This is a genomic window from Anabaena azotica FACHB-119 (genome assembly GCF_014697625.1).
GTDB lineage: Bacteria > Cyanobacteriota > Cyanobacteriia > Cyanobacteriales > Nostocaceae > Trichormus > Trichormus azoticus_A.
Genome location: NZ_JACJSG010000005.1, coordinates 26,283 through 42,581, shown reverse-complemented (window position 1 = coordinate 42,581; position 16,299 = coordinate 26,283). Strand labels below are relative to the sequence as shown.

Sequence of the window (16,299 nt, the reverse complement as noted above, 5' to 3'; positions counted from 1 at the left end):
CACCAATAAAATTTGTTGTTTTTTTATTACTCAGTATAAAGCTAAAACCCTTGATTTAGGTATATAATAAAAAAAGCGAAGTAGCCTTATTAGGTATACGTTTAAGTAACCCGGTTTTGTACGGTAAAGTGCAAGATATGAATTATCTAAACACTTATTTATTAATCAATAAAATAACATATCAAAATAGACATAATTGTTGACATTGTTCTATGTCTGTTTTTTGTACCAATTTTGATCGTCTCTTTTGAGGATCTTGTCGAGATTTTTTAGGTTGTTTTGATGCAGGATTAGTAATTTTAGATTGTGTTTCTAATAAAAAATCTAATCCCAAAGACAATTGCTGAGATTTGCTATTATTTAGTTTTTGCAAATCAGGAATATCTAAGTCTGGTGTTCTCTGCGCTAAAGTTTCTTTGATTTTTTTATTAATCCCCCATTTAGGAGGATAAAAATAATCAATTGGTTGAGGTGTAAAATTAAATTTAGCTTTTATCTTTTTGCGATTACTTTTCAAATCAGGAAATGCGGCTCGACAATATTTATCAGTTTCGCAGAAAAGATTCTGACAATCTATCGCTTGTAGCGGACGACCCCACAAAGATTGGAAATTTAACCCCAAACGCTGAAATTCCTTCTCTTGATTTTCAGTCATCCAATGAATAATTTCACTATATGTTCTTCCGCCTGTGTCAATAAAACACTTGTTGATACCGCGTTCGGCTCCTGGGCCTGCTATTGTGAAACTGTTTTCGTCAAAATTAGTAATTTCGCTATAGTTAATGTCTGTTGCTAATTGGTAAGCCATAAACTTACCTAATAAGGGGTAATCTTGAAGAATATGAAACACTTCCGCCAAAGTCTTGGCTTGAACTACCTGGCTTATTACTTTATCTTTGACAACCATTTTATCAATTAATGCTAAATGATTTTGGTGCTTTTTATCATAACCAAACTCTTTACTAGCACAAGACATATATGCACTTGTATAAATGACATATCCAAGATTCATGGCTTCTTGTAATATGTTGGCATATACATCTAAATCAAACTTGTCAAGTGTAATGTAATCCCCTATTTTACTTTCTAAATATTCCCAGGTTTCGATTTTGTTAAATATTTTAAACAATAAAATTCTGAATAATACCTCTTCTTCGTTTTGACTCCTCCTCTCATCATAAATTACGTTCTTGATCAGATATTGAGAAACGCGATCGCTTGCTCGATAGGCATTACAAAACTTATAAGTATTGAGAATCGGGTCATTTGTCCAAGGTGGCGGCACGTTGTTAATCCTGTTGAAAAATACTTCCTGACGCATAGCGGCAAATCGCCAGTAGGTATCAAAAATTTCTTGTCTTACCTGCATACATTGTTTTCCTAACTTGCTTTACCCGAATTGTTGTTAATTATAAGCTTTCCTTAGCCTCACATTGTCTCTTTGATAGGGAGTGGGGACAGAGAACAGAGTAAAGGTTGTCGGGAAATTATAAATCCTCTCTCTCATCTCTCCCATCTCCCCCAGGCAAATATGCAACAGGATATTCGCCAATTCATTAGATATCTTTCTCAAAATTGGCAGAAGTCTTTTTTGCAGAAGACGGAGGACGATTACCTGTATTGCGGACATTAATTAGCTTACCAAGCATTTCAAACCAAAAACCAGCCCCCATTGAAACGGCCATAGCGGTAATTAGCCAACCCGCCAAGAACATCAGTCCAGACACAAAATTACCCGAAGTGAAAATCATCACAAAAATAGCAGTGGGAACAAAATAAGTTTTGGGCTTATTTTTCAGCTTAATACATTCATCGAATAGGGCTTTCCAGGTATTAGGATGATTATTAGCTGGACAATTTAACTGCTGACTCAAAACAACCGGACTCCAACCAATTGGTAATGCAAGTTGTTGATCAAGCAGGTTCTCTATTTCTTGATTAATTTGTTCTCTTTGTGTTTGAGTGATAGTTGTTACAGATGATTTTTCCTGTTGTTCGTTAATTAAATTTTCTGCACTTTGTACTACTGTCTGTCGTAACTCCTTGTCATAGGCAAGTCGATTCACAATATAAATTGAGTTGGCATTTGTGACAACAGCTAACAAAAAACCGATAACAATGGCAACCCCTTTAGCGTTGCGTTTATAAACACCTGAAGTGCGCTCCATTGAACGGTCAAACCAAATTTCTATCTCTTCTCTCAACTGATTAACTTCATTACCAGTTTCAGTAATTTTTGTTTTTGCTCGTTTGAGTAATGAAGCAAAACTCTGTTTCATCGAGTTAGGAATAAAAGGCCAATCAACATCTGCATTCTTGAAAACTAAATCTCGGTAGTATTGACGAAAACTCTCCCCCAGTCTGTTTAACTCCCACAAAATCAGATTTTTATTCCCCGTATGATTGAGAGCTTTCACTTTAGCTTGAAAATCTTTGATAAAACGATTTAGCTTTTCGCTATCATCAGCAAAACTAGCAGAAAAATAAACTTCAACTGGGCTAGAAAGGTCTACCTTAGACTTTCTATAAGTAAAATCTGCATTCCGTCGATAAAGACATAAAAATACAATCAATAAAATTATGATAACTACAAGGAAAGCCATCACACCACCTGGTTGAACGAAGGCTTCTTGAAACACAAAGATAGCAGCCAAAGTAGTAATGATCACAATTCCCATAAAACCCAAAGGCCAAAGCTCTTTTGACCTGAAGACCTTAGAGTAAAATAACTCTTTAGTTTGTTCACTAAAACCAAACTTAAAAGCATTCAGTTGCTTCTGTCTACCATGCTTTAGGTTATTTTCTACCTGATTCTCCAAACTAGAATTACTCTCTCTCTCTATCAGGTAAATAATTTCCTTCTCAATAGAAGATAAAGGTACAATAAGTTGTGGACAACTGCTACTGTCATCACCATTGTTTATCTGATTCCACATCTGGCGATATGCTGGTGAACCTTCAATTTCCTGTTTTAAAGATGGGATTTGCTCTGGTGAATTTAAATCTTCTCTATCGGGGTTTTGAATTACCAAAATAATCAATTTCAGCAATAATAGGAAACTTAAGAGTTCATCATAAAACTCTTGATTTCTGTTTTGACAGAATATTGCCAATTCCTGCTTAAAGAGTTTGTAGTTTTTACTAGTGGTATCAATCAATTCAGCAATTTCTTGCAGTGTGGGATTTAAACCGCCATTGACAATTGCCAGTTCATTTTGTTTGCCAAACACCCTTTCCTTCCAAGAAGTTAATTTCTGCTGCTGCTCTTCATCTTTTAATTCATCAATAAACTGATTGAGGCGTAGGGATAATTTATCTATTGTAGTAATGAGGGGAAAATGATTATCAATAAACTGCTGAGATATGTTTTGTAAATCATCACTGAGCTGATCATAAGCTTCCTGTGTAGAAGTTTCGGCAACAGGAATAATACTAGCTATATCTTCAATTACGGAATTGACAAACAGCTTTAACTTAGATTCAACTAGTGGTTCTAGCAGTTTCATAATTCCTAGTCTTTCAATGAATGCTGTGGCGAAAGTTTCCCCAGGAATATAAGAAGGTGAGGTAAGTTGATTGCCAAGAATGCTCTGTCCATCTGTCAGCGATTGTAACACCCATGAGCAAAACCAAGTGATTTTACGAAACATGATGGCAAATAATCCTCTTGCCTCTTGATTCATATCGTGAAACAGAGGATGATTATATAAGTCATTTGTCAACCTTTCGGCGGCTTCAATATTTTGGTCGGTGATAGTATCACCTGAGAGCAAATTGATGATTGAGTTCTTTAAATGTTTTGACCGCCACTGCAACAATGTGGCAATTAATTCTTGAATTTCTGAAGCGAGTAGACTGAGAATGAGGTAGATAAAAACTAGCCCAATTGTCACATCAACAATCACCGGAATATTCATATAGTTCTACCTAATTTTTACTAAGGAAAAACGAACAACTATCTGCAACTAGCCGGTGTTTCTAGGGTTGATTTCATGTTAACATCTTAAGACTTACGCAAGTGTCATAATCAAACTAACTGTAGGGTGCGTCAGCCCCAATAATTTCGTACACATTCTGTGGATTTTCCACATCTGACGCACCCTACCCCATGTGCCAGTTGCGTAAGTCCTGCACCTATAAAAAGATATAATAATCAGCAAATATCTACACCAACTGTAACTAAAGTTGAAGTTCAGTTACCTGTGGCTACCAGTTCTTCAGGCGGCTGAATGTTTTAGCACAGGTGGGTATTCCCCTACTCAAGTCGGGAAAAAAACTACTAAGCTGGTAAATAGCACATTCTAAAAATTTCTGAATCGCACTTATCGCTGATTCGGACATCCCCATTGGCTCAATAACTGTAACTAAGATATGTTTGACGCATTAGCCGACCGTTTAGAATCCGCCTGGAAAAAACTGCGCGGGCAAGATAAAATTTCCGAATCTAATATTCAAGACGCTTTGCGGGAAGTGCGCCGCGCCCTGTTGGAGGCAGATGTTAACCTCCAAGTAGTCAAAGATTTTATTAGCGAAGTTGAAGCCAAGGCGCAGGGAGCCGAAGTTGTTAAAGGCGTGCGACCTGACCAGCAGTTCATCAAGATAGTCTACGATGAGTTGGTGCAGGTGATGGGGGAGGAGAATGTTCCCCTGGCGGAAGCCGAAGAAAAGCCGACAATTGTCTTGATGGCTGGGTTACAAGGTACTGGTAAAACCACAGCGACAGCTAAGTTAGCCTTACATTTACGCAAAATAGACCGCAGTTGCTTGTTGGTAGCCACAGACGTATATCGTCCAGCCGCTATTGACCAGTTGATTACCTTGGGTAAACAAATTGACGTACCTGTATTTGAACTGGGAAGCGACGCAGACCCGGTAGAAATTGCCCGTCAAGGTGTGGAACGTGCCAAAGCTGAGGGTATAAACACAGTCATCATTGATACGGCTGGTCGTCTGCAAATTGACCAGGATATGATGGCGGAATTAGCCCGGATCAAACAAACCGTCCAGCCCCATGAAACCTTGCTGGTAGTGGACTCAATGACGGGTCAAGAAGCCGCTAACCTGACGCGCACCTTCCACGAGCAAATCGGCATCACTGGGGCAATTCTCACCAAAATGGATGGTGATAGCCGTGGTGGTGCGGCGTTGTCTGTACGCCAAATTTCCGGCGCACCAATTAAATTTGTCGGTGTGGGTGAAAAAGTCGAAGCCTTACAACCGTTTTATCCAGACCGGATGGCCTCCCGCATCTTGGGCATGGGTGACGTGCTGACCTTGGTAGAAAAAGCTCAGGAAGAATTTGACTTGGCTGATGCCGAGAAAATGCAGGAGAAAATCCTGTCAGCGAAATTTGACTTTACCGACTTCGTGAAGCAGCTACGGCTGTTAAAGAATATGGGGTCGCTGGGGGGTATCCTCAAGATGATTCCAGGGATGGGTAAGCTTTCTGATGATCAGTTAAAGCAGGGAGAAACCCAACTCAAGCGGTGTGAAGCGATGATTAGTTCTATGACCATGCAGGAACGCCGCGACCCTGATTTACTCGCCAGTTCCCCCAGTCGCAGACGCAGAATTGCCTCCGGCTCCGGTTATAAAGAGTCAGACGTGAATAAATTGGTGGCTGATTTCCAAAAAATGCGATCGCTCATGCAGCAAATGGGTCAAGGTAACTTCCCCGGAATGCCCGGAATGTTCGGCGGTGGCGGTATGGGTAACGCTTACGCTGGTGCAGGTCGTCCCGCCGCCCCAGGCTGGCGCGGCTACAACGGCGGCGGCGCAGGCACAAAGAAGAAAAAACCCAAAGACAAAAAGAAAAAAGGTTTTGGGAATCTTTAGTCATTGGTAATTGGTAATTGGTAATTGGTCATGGGTCATTAGTTATCTACTATTGACAACTGACCACTGACCACCGACAACTAACCAATATGTTAAAATTAGCATTTCAGTAAAGGAAGTTTTGCAAGACAGCTACTTCCTCAATTACCTACAAACAGGAGAACGTTTCTTCAATCATGATCAAACTGCGCTTGAAGCGATTCGGCAAAAAGCGGGAAGCGAGCTACCGCATTGTTGCTGCCAACAACCTCTCTCGCCGCGATGGCCGTCCTTTGGAAGAATTGGGATTTTACAATCCTAGAACCGATGAAGTGCGATTGGATGTTCCTGGCATCGTTAGGCGACTACAACAAGGCGCTCAACCCACAGACACGGTACGTCGCATTTTAGAAAAACAAAATGTCTTTGAACAGGTCAGAGCAACAGCAGCCGAATCATAGTCTAACGGCTTCACTAACCGCTAGTCCCAATTACGTTGGGCTAGTCAAGTTTTTGATGCAGCCGTTTTTAGAAGCCCCAGAGTCTTTAAGCGTCGATTGTGAAATTTCTCCAACCCTAAAACGGGCTTGGATTCGCATCGCCTTTGAAAGTTCGGATAAAGGAAAAGTGTTTGGTCGAGGAGGGCGTAATATTCAGGCGATTCGGACAGTAATTGCTGCTGCGGCAGAACTTGCTGGACAATCAGTTTACCTGGATATTTACGGGAGTATCCCAGGGCGAGAAGGGATGTCTGTTGAAGATGACCAACAAGAACACAGACCCCCGCCAAGGTCACGAGAAAGAAGTGGCAATGCACCGCGACCAATTGTGAAACCACGCACTCGCTAGTCACTGGTACACAAAAATCAAAATGCCAAAAGCTAATTCAGCAGCTTTTTACATATTTTGAGTGTTGATTGATTAAATCTGTGCTGTACTAGGTTAAAAATAAAGAAGAAGCCTGAGCGGTTTTTATTCATCCCGCTCAGAACCTTCGATTAAAAGTTAGCTACTTTATTCAGTTAATGATGGTTATGCACAACTACTGTGAGAATCTCTGCCAGGAGGTGAATCCAGGGAGTGGCTGAAGTCCGTTTGGGTGAGAATGAGTCGATTGACTCAGCAATTAGACGTTTTAAAAAGAAAATTCAAAAAGCCGGGATTTTATCGGAAGTTAAACGTCGGGAAAGATACGAAAAGCCTAGTTTGCGTCGCAAGCGTAAAGCAGAAGCTGCACGCAAGGGAGGGCGCTACTAAATCAGAGTAATTTCTTTGATGAGGGTAGTAAAGGTTTGAAGTTATTTTTAGCTCAAACCACAATCAAGTAGAGACGTGATTGCGTCTCTACTTCAAAATAATTAGTGACAAATAATAAAAATTATTTTTATTGATAAATTTAGGCAAAACCTCTGTGGAGTCTAGGTTTAATCAGCTTTTTTATTATAAAATGGTAAAAATAGTGACATATCTAAAATGAGATAAAAACTCAAGAAAATACTTATAGACTGTGTAAAAATATCCATTCCCTTGGGGTGGAATTTGCTCAGGAATCAGTATTGAATTGATAGCTCAAAAGCAACTGACTCATAAAACAAATTAAAAAATACCTATGGCAGATGCCTTGATAATTCAGCTGCCTAACATTGACGCTACGATCGCACTTGCGGGTGATAGAGAAGAAAATCTCAAAATTCTCTCCCGACAAACAGGAGCGAACTTAGTGCTGCGTGGGCAAGAGATACACATATTCGGCACAGAACAGCAAAGAGAGTTAGCGGCGAAATTAGTGCGATCGCTAGAAAATATCTGGATTCAGGGCAATACTATTTCTAGCGCTGATATCTTAACAGCCCGTCACGCACTAGATACTCACCGCGAAGACGAACTCAAAGAATTACAGCGAGATGTCCTAGCCAGAACTCGTCGCGGTGAAGAAGTCCGCGCCAAAACCTTCAGACAGCGCCAGTACATCGAAGCCATCCGTAAACGCGACCTAACTTTCTGCATCGGCCCGGCTGGGACTGGTAAGACCTATCTCGCCGTCGTCGTCGCCGTGCAAGCACTCCTCGCCAATCAAGTTGAAAAGCTGATTTTGACCCGTCCGGCGGTAGAAGCTGGGGAAAGGTTAGGTTTTTTACCTGGAGATTTACAGCAGAAAATTAACCCCTATCTCCGCCCCTTGTACGATGCAATTTACGAATTCATCGACCAAGAAAAAGTCCCAAACCTCATAGAACGGGGCATTATTGAAGTTGCACCCCTCGCCTATATGCGTGGACGCACCCTCAACCATGCTTTTGTCATTGTCGATGAAGCCCAAAATACCACACCCGCCCAAATGAAGATGGTTTTAACCCGCTTGGGCTTCCGTTCGCGCATGGTAATTACAGGCGACACCACACAAACCGACTTACCGATGAATCAACAATCAGGTTTAACGGTAGCATTACAAGTGTTAAAGAATGTAGAAGGCATTGCCGTTTGTGAATTTAATCAAAAAGATGTCGTGCGTCATCCTTTAGTTCAGCGCATCGTCAGCGCCTATGAACAGTATGAGAGTTAGTCAATAGTCATCAGTTATCAGTTATCAGTTATCAGTTATCAGTTATCAGTCAATAGTGACAAGGGGAAGGGTATGAGTGCTGATTTGAAGGAGTTTTTAGAGGCTTGTGAAAATTTGGGAACTCTGCGGTTAATTGTTACTAGTAGTGCGGCGGTGTTAGAGGCGCGGGGGAAAATAGAAAAGCTATTTTATGCAGAATTGGCTAAAGGTAAATATGCCAATATGCACACCGAAGGCTTTGAATTCCACTTGAATATGGACAAGATTACTCAAGTTAAGTTTGAAACTGGTGAAGCAAAACGCGGTAATTTTACAACCTACGCCATCCGCTTTTTAGATGATAAACAAGAGTCGGCTTTAAGCTTATTTTTGCAGTGGGGTAAACCCGGAGAATATGAACCAGGACAAGTAGAAGCTTGGCAGGATTTGAAAGAAAAGTACGGCGAAATTTGGGAACCTGCACCGATAATACTTTAATAGTGTGAGTAGTGAGCGTATCTAGCCCTCGATAACAGAATGTTTGGAAAGTGCCAAAGTATATAAAAACCCCTCTCCAAACCTCTCCCCTACAAGGAGAGAGGCTTTAATTGCTCCCCCTTCCCTTGAAGGGAAGGGGGTTGGGGGGTTAGGTCTTTAACATTTTTATGTCAGCAATAATACTGTTCAAACATACTCTAATATGTATACTCACATCTTGCACCTTCTCAATAAGCAGGTGGTGGGCAATGCCCACCCTACGAAATAATAAGGTTTTTGGGCTTCGATTTTCGAGTGGAAGGTAATGGTGCAAGATATAAGTATAGAAGGGCTAGAGCCGCTTACTACAAACTGCCAAAATGAAATTAACGCTTACTATTAGGAATATTTGCAATTTCTGCTTAATTATTATCTTTCTATTGGGCTGGAATCAACAAGCAAACGCGGGTGAATTATCTGAACGCTTGAATCATTTTCCCCAGTGGGAAAAACTAACTTCTGTGCAGGCTGCTAAGGGAGATTTGGTTTATCCTGAATGGATGGCGGGGACTTGGGAAGTTAAGAGTACCTTGGTAGATTTAGCTGCGCCTTTAGCGCCGGATATTGTCACACCAGGGTTTGAAGGAAATCGCCGACAATTAAATCAGCCTGTGAGTTTTTTAGTAAGGTTTGTGAAAGAGCAATTGTTGCAAGAAGAGGGTGTGCGATCGCCTACGGTGGGCGGAACGCCATCGCCTATCACTAGCTTAAAATTAATTCCTAAGACCGTATCCACAAATTTAGTAGCCGATAGAGCATTTAACAGTTTAAACTTGGCTAGGTCTTATTTAGGTGATAAAGCAGTATTATCAGTCAAAGTAGATCCAGATTCGCCCAATCGTCAAATTACATTTTTACGCGGTGAACGTCAATTAGTTTCTATCGTCACAGCAAGGGCGACAGAAACCACCCCAGATGGTAAATTTATTACCTCAGAAGTCTTTCAGCAACTATTTAAAGGCGGTTCACGCCCTTACCTAAACTCAGTCGAATCTACCACCGCCTACCATAAGCTTTCCACATCATCCCCAGCAATTGAAGCAGATCAAGTTACTGCTGTCTACCTCTCACCCCAAGACCCTGATTATTTCGCCGCAGGTTCTCGCCCAGTCGCCCTTTACCGCTATCGCCTAGAATTTTTTCCTCATTAGGGGAATGGGGAAGGGGAATGGGGAAAGGGGAATGGGGAATGGGGAATGGGGAAAGGGGAAGGGGAAGGGGGAAGGGGGAAAGGGAAAAATAACAACTGTCACCTGTCACCTGTCACCTGTCACCTGTCACCTGTCACCTGTCACCTGTCACCTGTCACCTGTCACCTGTCACCTAAAATAAGCAAACTCATCCGAATGGGTGATTTCATGATCTAACTATTGACTACATCTGTAGCATAAATGTAACATAGAAGCTCCCAAGCTAACGCTCGGCTCTTGGGCAGTGTGCATCATGGCTAAACTTAAAGATATTGTCAATTATTTTCGTGACGATTGGAATCTGAGTCTCTTCAGTATTGCAGCGTCCAGCATTTACGAAATTGTGGATTTAGTTGTCCCTTATGCAATTGGGCAAATTTTAAACGTTTTGTCCAATCAACCTTTAGATAAACCTCTAGAGGGTGCGATCGCAATTGTCTCCCAGTTAACTAATTACCCAGTTAGTAAACCTCTATCTTTAGGTGTGTTACTGGGTTTAGTGTTTCTTGTCACCGTGGTGAGAGCGCCGACGCAACCTTGGTTAACTAGTTGGTTTCACTGGGATATAGCCTTAAGGGCGCGTCGGGAGAACAGCAAATTAGCAATTGAGAAAATTCTCACACTTCCTATAGAATTTTATGACGTTAATAACCCCGGAAGGATAGCAGGGCGGTTAGGTAGAGGTATTTCTAATCACACTTGGACATATCCAGAAATCGGCGGACAGTTAATTCCCAAACTGCTGCGGGTGCTAGGAATCTTTGTATTTATCGTCGTGATTGAATGGCGCATTGCGGTATTATATCTGATTTCTTTCTTTTTGATTCTGACCTTCAGCTTGCGAAAGTTGCAGGAAATTATCAGACACGAAGGGCTTCTAGATAAGTACATGGAAAACACCGAAAGCCGCACGTCTGAGTTAATTACTAACATCAAAACAGTCAAAGCTTTTGCTACAGAAGCAAGAGAACTGAACCGACAAAAGCGACGTTTAGACCGTGAGTTAAAGTTAGTTGATTATCGCGTTCACAAAGATTATGTTATTTTGCTGACTTGGCAAAAAACTGTGATTCAGTTTTGCGTGTTCGCTATTTTGGGATTAACTTTGGCTGCTACGGTAGGCGGTGAAATTTCCCTGGGTCATTTTGTCATGACTTTAACTCTTTCTAGCATGGCTTATTCTGAATTGGAACCGATTAGTACATTAGCAGAAGGTTTTTCTCGCCGCTATTCTTCCATGCTGCGGTATCACGAGTTTATGCAAGAGTCTACTGGATATGATGCGGCTACTCTGTTGGAAGATGACAAATCACAAGCTTATAAATTTACTGGCAAAGTTGAATTTTCTCATGTCAGTTTTGGCTACGATGCTAACCGCAAAGTCTTGCAAGATATCAACTTATTAATTGAACCATACCAAACAGTGGCGTTAGTTGGGCGCTCTGGTTCTGGTAAGTCTACCTTAGTGAAACTGCTACTGCGATATTTTGAACCGCAAGACGGACAAATTCTCATTGATGGTGAAGATATTCGCACCTTGAATGTAGGTAAGTATAGACGCAGATTGGCGATCGTTCACCAAGAAGTAGACGTGTTCAACGGTACGGTGATGGATAACCTCACCTACGGTAGACCAGAGGCGACCCTTGAGCAAGTCAGAGAAGCCTGTAAAATTGCCAGAGTTGACGAAGTAGTGCAGCACCTCCCCCAAGGTTATTACACGGTTGTCGGGGAACGTGGCGTAAGGTTATCTGGTGGACAAAGACAGCGTTTAGGTATTGCTAGAGCCTTGCTAGTAGAACCCGATGTGTTGATTTTTGACGAAGCTACCTCTAGTCTAGATTACGAGTCTGAGCGTTCTATTCAATTAGCGATGCGATCGATTCAGGGTACTTGTACGACAATCATCATTGCTCACCGTCTGAGTACAGTGCGGGAAGCCGATAAAATTGTAGTTCTAGACAAGGGCAGAATTGCCGAAGTCGGTAGTCACGAAGAACTCCTGCTTCATGAGGGGATATACAGCCGCTTGCACTCACTGCAAGAAACAGGTGAACTCTTAGATTAGGTTCGTAGTCAAATACATCATGTAGAGACGTTGCATGCAACGTCTCTACATTAGACCTCTTGCAAAAGTCGTTCTTAGCGTTCTTTTCTTTGCGTCTTTGCGCCTTCTCTACGAGACGCTACGCGAATGCGTGAGACAAAAAAAGATTTATGCAAGAAGTCTATTGAGAATAACGCTCTCAAAAAATTTTCCCTCCCCCCTTGCCATTCCTAAAATTCGCTGCTAACATTGTAAATCGTGGGACATACGGGTCGGTGTCCGAGTGGTTAATGGAGACGGACTGTAAATCCGTTGGTTTACGCCTACGCTGGTTCAAATCCAGCCCGGCCCACCTTCAAATTTAGATTTTGGATTATAATATAATTCAAAATCTAAACACATAAACTAAGTTTTGCCCGTGTGGCTCAGTGGTAGAGCACACCCTTGGTAAGGGTGAGGTCACGAGTTCAATCCTCGTCACGGGCTTTTCGTATTGAATAAAAAATTAACGATAAATCAAGGGTTTCAGCAATTGCAGGGATTCAGATAGTCAAAATCTGAGTCCCTGAACTGTATTTTTGACTATGATTTGGCTATGATTTGGCTATGATTTGGCTATGATTTGCAAATTTCAACTTTCCCACTTGCGTTTTTGGCTATGATTTGGCTATGATTTTTATAGATGCAATTATTTTAATAGCCAAAATATAAAAAATGAACACTATCCAAAAAGCTAATAAAGGAACAGTAGGAGTTGAATCTTTTCAGCATAGATTAAGGCTGAGACTACCAAGGCAAGTGTCTGATGGTAACAAAAGGTATATATCGCTAAATTTAGCTGATACGCTAGAAAATCAGCAGATAGCAGCACAAAAAGCACATGAGATAGAGTTAGACATCATATCAGGCGAATTTGATGAAACCCTGGCTAAATACAAACCACAAAGACATTTATCTGTAGTTACTCCAGGCGATCGCCCCAATATATCCACAATTTCCGAGCTATGGGACAATTACATTGAGTACAAGCGTCCATCTTTAAAACCGAGAACATTAGATAAACTGGCTGTACTGGAAAAGCATATTAAACGCTGTCCTCATCAAAATTTAGATGAGGGTATGAAAATTCGCCTAGCATTGTTGCAACAAACGACTACTTCACAAGCCAAAGATGTACTGATGTATCTCTCAGCTGCTTGTAAATGGGGAATGAAATGTGGACTAGTGCATTTTAACCCTTTTGAGGGAATGTATAATCAACTTCCTAAACACAAATGGCAGGATGATTCAAAACCTAATGCTTTCAGTGAAGAGGAAAAGCACAAGATTATTGAGGCTTTTAAACAGCATAAGCCAGCGAAAGGTCTAGGTTATAGTCATTATGCACCATTTGTAGAGTTTCTATTTTTGACAGGATGCCGACCATCTGAAGCTATTGGTCTGCAATGGAAACATATTACACCTGATTGCTCTAGAATTACTTTTGATAGCTCTTTAGTACAAGTAGGTAATGGTGAAAGAGTGAGAGTTAATGGCTCTAAGAACAACAAACAGCGAGTTTTTAATTGTAATCAGCAACTCCAAGCCTTATTATTGCGAATTAAACCAGAAAATCCTGAACCGGAATTTCTAGTATTTCCATCACCAGAGGGTATATCTATACATTACAGAAATTTTTCCCGAAGGGCATGGGATAAAATTGTAGACCCATTGGTAAATCGCCAAACTACACCCTATTCTTGCCGTGATACTTTTATATCTGAGCAAATCGCTAAAGGTGTACCGACTGCTGTGGTGGCGAAATGGTGTGATAATTCAGTAGAGATGATTGAGCAGAAGTATCTTGACTCTCAGGTGTTAGAGCAGCTTAAACCATTATAAACTATATTCACGCAAAGATGTACAGAGATGGTTAACTGGGATTTTCGCTAGATATGGCTTTGAGTTTGGAGGTGAAGGATTCGGTGCGATCGCTTGTCAACTTTCATCTTTATAAACTTTGCTTCGATGTCCAATGTCAACAACCGTTACCAATAGAATATCGTCAAAAATATCGTATAAAATGCGGTAATCACCTACTCTAATTCTATAAGTATTTTCTTGACCTTTTAGCTTTTTTACACCATTGGGACGGGGTTCTGTAGCTAGCTCATCAATTTTAGCTTGTATGCGCTCTTGAACTTCAGGCGATAATTTTTTAAGTTGTTTTAATGCCCCCTTTAATATTTCAACTTTATAACTCACGCCACTTCCTTTTTTACTTCTGTTTGAAGTTCTTTTTTTGCTTCTGACCAGGACACTGAACCGTCAAACTCTGCATCTTTTTTAGCTTGCTCATAGGCTTTTAAATCTTCTTCTGACTCTTCATCTTCTATTTTTTGGAGTAGTGCGTAAATTTCATCTAATGTACTGTCGTAAGCTTGGTTTAGCAATACGTTGATAGCTTTGATTAATGCTTCACGTTCCTGTTCTGTTTTCATAATCAAGCGTCTTGAAGATTGTTAAATTTAATGAATCTGTTTACTGCCCTAATCTAATTTATAAACCATTTGACATTTTGGTTGATTAGTCGTTACCACTGATTTTATATCACTTGATCCTCCTCAGTTTGGTGAGATTCAAAATAGCTTATCAACATACAGTTCTCAGTCACTGCGCTTAAATTGCCATCACTAGATATTTATGATTTGCTTCCATACTTTCTTCTTCTATATGAAAACCAAGACGTACATAGAAATTATAAGCGTTTTGATTTTCCGCCAAAACTGCTAGGCTGTATGGTGGTTTGCATTCAGAATATACTTTATTAAGTAATTTTTTGCCGTAGCCTTTCTTTTGATGTGCTGCTGAAACATAAAGATAAACTATTTGCGTTTTATTGGAATATTCACGGACAGAGGTAAAACCTACGATATTATCGCCTTCACAAATAATCCATATTTTAATACTATATTCTTGTTGTGTATGTTCACATAATTCTTTTCTTAGATCATCTATGCTTTTTCTAAGTTCTTCATCAGAAAGAAAGCTATGAGACTTGAGATTTTCCTCTTCTACAATACGTAAAACTGAATCAAAGTTTTCACGTCTGTATTTTCTGATTTGTGTACGCATAAAATACTTATAGTCTATAGAATATTATAGGAGTTTCATCTATTGTATTCAAATAAATGAAACACGTTGTAAAGTTTTGTGATCTCCTTAAAACAATATAGACTCAAATAGGCGAATTAAAAAGTAAGCACCTATCCTCCTTGAGAGCTTAAAGGCTTAGAGACTTTCAACTAAAAAAATATCCAGTTGTAGGTAATTAAACAAAACTTTATTCGTGTCTTTTAATATAAAAAAGTAGGTTGTGTAAGTGTTTAGATATCCTTACATTACCTGCACAGACTGGAATATGGTTAGGGATTTTCGCTAGATATGGCTTTGAGTTTGGAGGTGAAGGATTCGGTGCGATCGCTTGTTTGGGGGGTAAACTGTCCAATGGGTGGATGCGTCACTGATATAGGTAGCTGTTTCGTGGATATGTCAGGGTTTACAGATACAGACTCTGCATACTCAGGCTGTTTGACACTGACTTCCATACTACTCATACTCACCAGCGCCAACACCTTTTCATCTGGCTGTTCCTCTTGGTGGCTGACTGGTTCCTGTTGTGGGAAACTCATCAATTGTATGGTGTGATTTTGGTTGATCCCCACTTCATCAACTGGGCGCGATACAGGTGGTAAAGCTGGTGCAGCCATTGCAGTTAAGGTTTCGGGAAACTTGCTACAAATCAGACGTTCAAACTCCATGTTGAAATGATATATTTCCTGACCCCGCCTTTGCCAAAACGCCAAAATTTGCTGCACTGATATACCCTTATAGCGACCTTGATATAGGGCTTCAATCACAGCTAAATGCAGCCACTGGTTGGGATAATGCTTTTGCCAACGGTTAACCAACTCATCGGCACTATAACCACTGAGGTCAAAACTATAGTGAATTAGTAGGGCTTTTGCCAATTTGGCATAAGTGTTTGGTACTGATGTTGACATAAGACCTTTGGCTGCTGGCAATAGGTGTGAATCATCGACCCATCGCATATAGCCTAGCGCGTTTTTGGCTGTAGGATTTATTACCAAGAGTTTCCCGCCTCAAAAGCAGTGTTTCTCATTTTACTA

The 16,299-nt window shown here is 40.6% G+C and carries 15 protein-coding genes and 2 tRNA genes; 11 read left to right on the top strand and 6 right to left on the bottom strand.

Going from position 1 to position 16,299, the window contains the following annotated elements:
* Window positions 1-181: 181 nt before the first annotated feature.
* Window positions 182-1,369 (bottom strand): nucleotide kinase domain-containing protein, encoded by a 1,188-nt coding sequence (locus H6G83_RS04885; RefSeq protein WP_190467808.1) that lies wholly within the window; start codon window positions 1,367-1,369, stop codon window positions 182-184.
* A gap of 187 nt (window positions 1,370-1,556) precedes the next feature.
* Window positions 1,557-3,917, bottom strand: coding sequence for a hypothetical protein (locus tag H6G83_RS04880; protein ID WP_190467807.1), 2,361 nt, complete (start codon window positions 3,915-3,917; stop codon window positions 1,557-1,559).
* 454 nt (window positions 3,918-4,371) lie between these two features.
* Between H6G83_RS04880 and ffh the strand changes: the two genes are divergently transcribed.
* From ffh to H6G83_RS04825, 11 genes are all read left to right on the top strand, one after another.
* Complete coding sequence (ffh, locus tag H6G83_RS04875) at window positions 4,372-5,835, top strand: signal recognition particle protein (RefSeq protein WP_190467804.1); 1,464 nt, start codon at window positions 4,372-4,374, stop codon at window positions 5,833-5,835.
* Window positions 5,836-6,011: 176 nt separating this feature from the next.
* Window positions 6,012-6,275 carry a 30S ribosomal protein S16 gene (gene rpsP / locus H6G83_RS04870; RefSeq protein ID WP_190467803.1) on the top strand — a complete coding sequence of 88 codons (264 nt, stop codon included), beginning with the start codon at window positions 6,012-6,014 and terminating at the stop codon, window positions 6,273-6,275.
* Window positions 6,235-6,663, top strand: a complete 429-nt coding sequence (locus H6G83_RS04865) for a KH domain-containing protein (RefSeq protein ID WP_190467799.1) — start codon at window positions 6,235-6,237, stop codon at window positions 6,661-6,663. Before rpsP ends, H6G83_RS04865 begins: the two co-directional genes overlap by 41 nt.
* 231 nt (window positions 6,664-6,894) lie before the next feature.
* Window positions 6,895-7,071, top strand: a complete 177-nt coding sequence (gene rpsU, locus H6G83_RS04860; protein WP_010996119.1) for a 30S ribosomal protein S21 — start codon at window positions 6,895-6,897, stop codon at window positions 7,069-7,071.
* Between the two features lie 352 nt (window positions 7,072-7,423).
* Window positions 7,424-8,377, top strand: a complete 954-nt coding sequence (locus tag H6G83_RS04855; protein ID WP_190467796.1) for a PhoH family protein — start codon at window positions 7,424-7,426, stop codon at window positions 8,375-8,377.
* 72 nt (window positions 8,378-8,449) lie between these two features.
* Window positions 8,450-8,854 (top strand): ChuX/HutX family heme-like substrate-binding protein, encoded by a 405-nt coding sequence (locus H6G83_RS04850; protein ID WP_190467793.1) that lies wholly within the window; start codon window positions 8,450-8,452, stop codon window positions 8,852-8,854.
* A gap of 359 nt (window positions 8,855-9,213) precedes the next feature.
* Window positions 9,214-10,044: a DUF6816 family protein gene (locus H6G83_RS04845; protein ID WP_190467790.1), complete on the top strand. Its 831-nt coding sequence runs from the start codon at window positions 9,214-9,216 to the stop codon at window positions 10,042-10,044.
* A gap of 292 nt (window positions 10,045-10,336) precedes the next feature.
* On the top strand, window positions 10,337-12,151 hold the full coding sequence (locus H6G83_RS04840) for an ABC transporter ATP-binding protein (protein WP_190467786.1): 1,815 nt from the start codon (window positions 10,337-10,339) through the stop codon (window positions 12,149-12,151).
* A gap of 248 nt (window positions 12,152-12,399) precedes the next feature.
* Window positions 12,400-12,482, top strand: a tRNA-Tyr gene (locus H6G83_RS04835).
* A 62-nt stretch (window positions 12,483-12,544) separates the two neighbouring features.
* A tRNA-Thr gene (locus tag H6G83_RS04830) sits at window positions 12,545-12,616 on the top strand.
* Between the two features lie 228 nt (window positions 12,617-12,844).
* A complete protein-coding gene (locus tag H6G83_RS04825; protein WP_190467783.1) occupies window positions 12,845-14,011 on the top strand; it encodes a tyrosine-type recombinase/integrase in 1,167 nt (388 codons plus the stop codon).
* Between the two features lie 96 nt (window positions 14,012-14,107).
* Here H6G83_RS04825 and H6G83_RS04820 read toward each other — a convergent pair whose 3' ends face one another.
* The 4 genes from H6G83_RS04820 to H6G83_RS04805 all read right to left on the bottom strand — a co-directional run bounded on the left by H6G83_RS04820 (window position 14,108) and on the right by H6G83_RS04805 (window position 16,221).
* Window positions 14,108-14,374 (bottom strand): type II toxin-antitoxin system RelE family toxin, encoded by a 267-nt coding sequence (locus tag H6G83_RS04820; protein ID WP_190467780.1) that lies wholly within the window; start codon window positions 14,372-14,374, stop codon window positions 14,108-14,110.
* Entirely contained in the window at window positions 14,371-14,610 is a 240-nt protein-coding gene (locus tag H6G83_RS04815) for a hypothetical protein (protein ID WP_190467777.1), read from the bottom strand. The genes H6G83_RS04820 and H6G83_RS04815 overlap by 4 nt, the downstream gene beginning before the upstream one ends.
* Window positions 14,611-14,788: 178 nt before the next feature.
* Window positions 14,789-15,244 (bottom strand): GNAT family N-acetyltransferase, encoded by a 456-nt coding sequence (locus tag H6G83_RS04810; protein ID WP_190467774.1) that lies wholly within the window; start codon window positions 15,242-15,244, stop codon window positions 14,789-14,791.
* A gap of 290 nt (window positions 15,245-15,534) precedes the next feature.
* The gene (locus H6G83_RS04805) at window positions 15,535-16,221 is read right to left on the bottom strand and encodes a hypothetical protein (RefSeq protein ID WP_190468148.1); all 687 of its coding nucleotides are present in this window, start codon (window positions 16,219-16,221) and stop codon (window positions 15,535-15,537) included.
* Window positions 16,222-16,299: the final 78 nt, after the last annotated feature.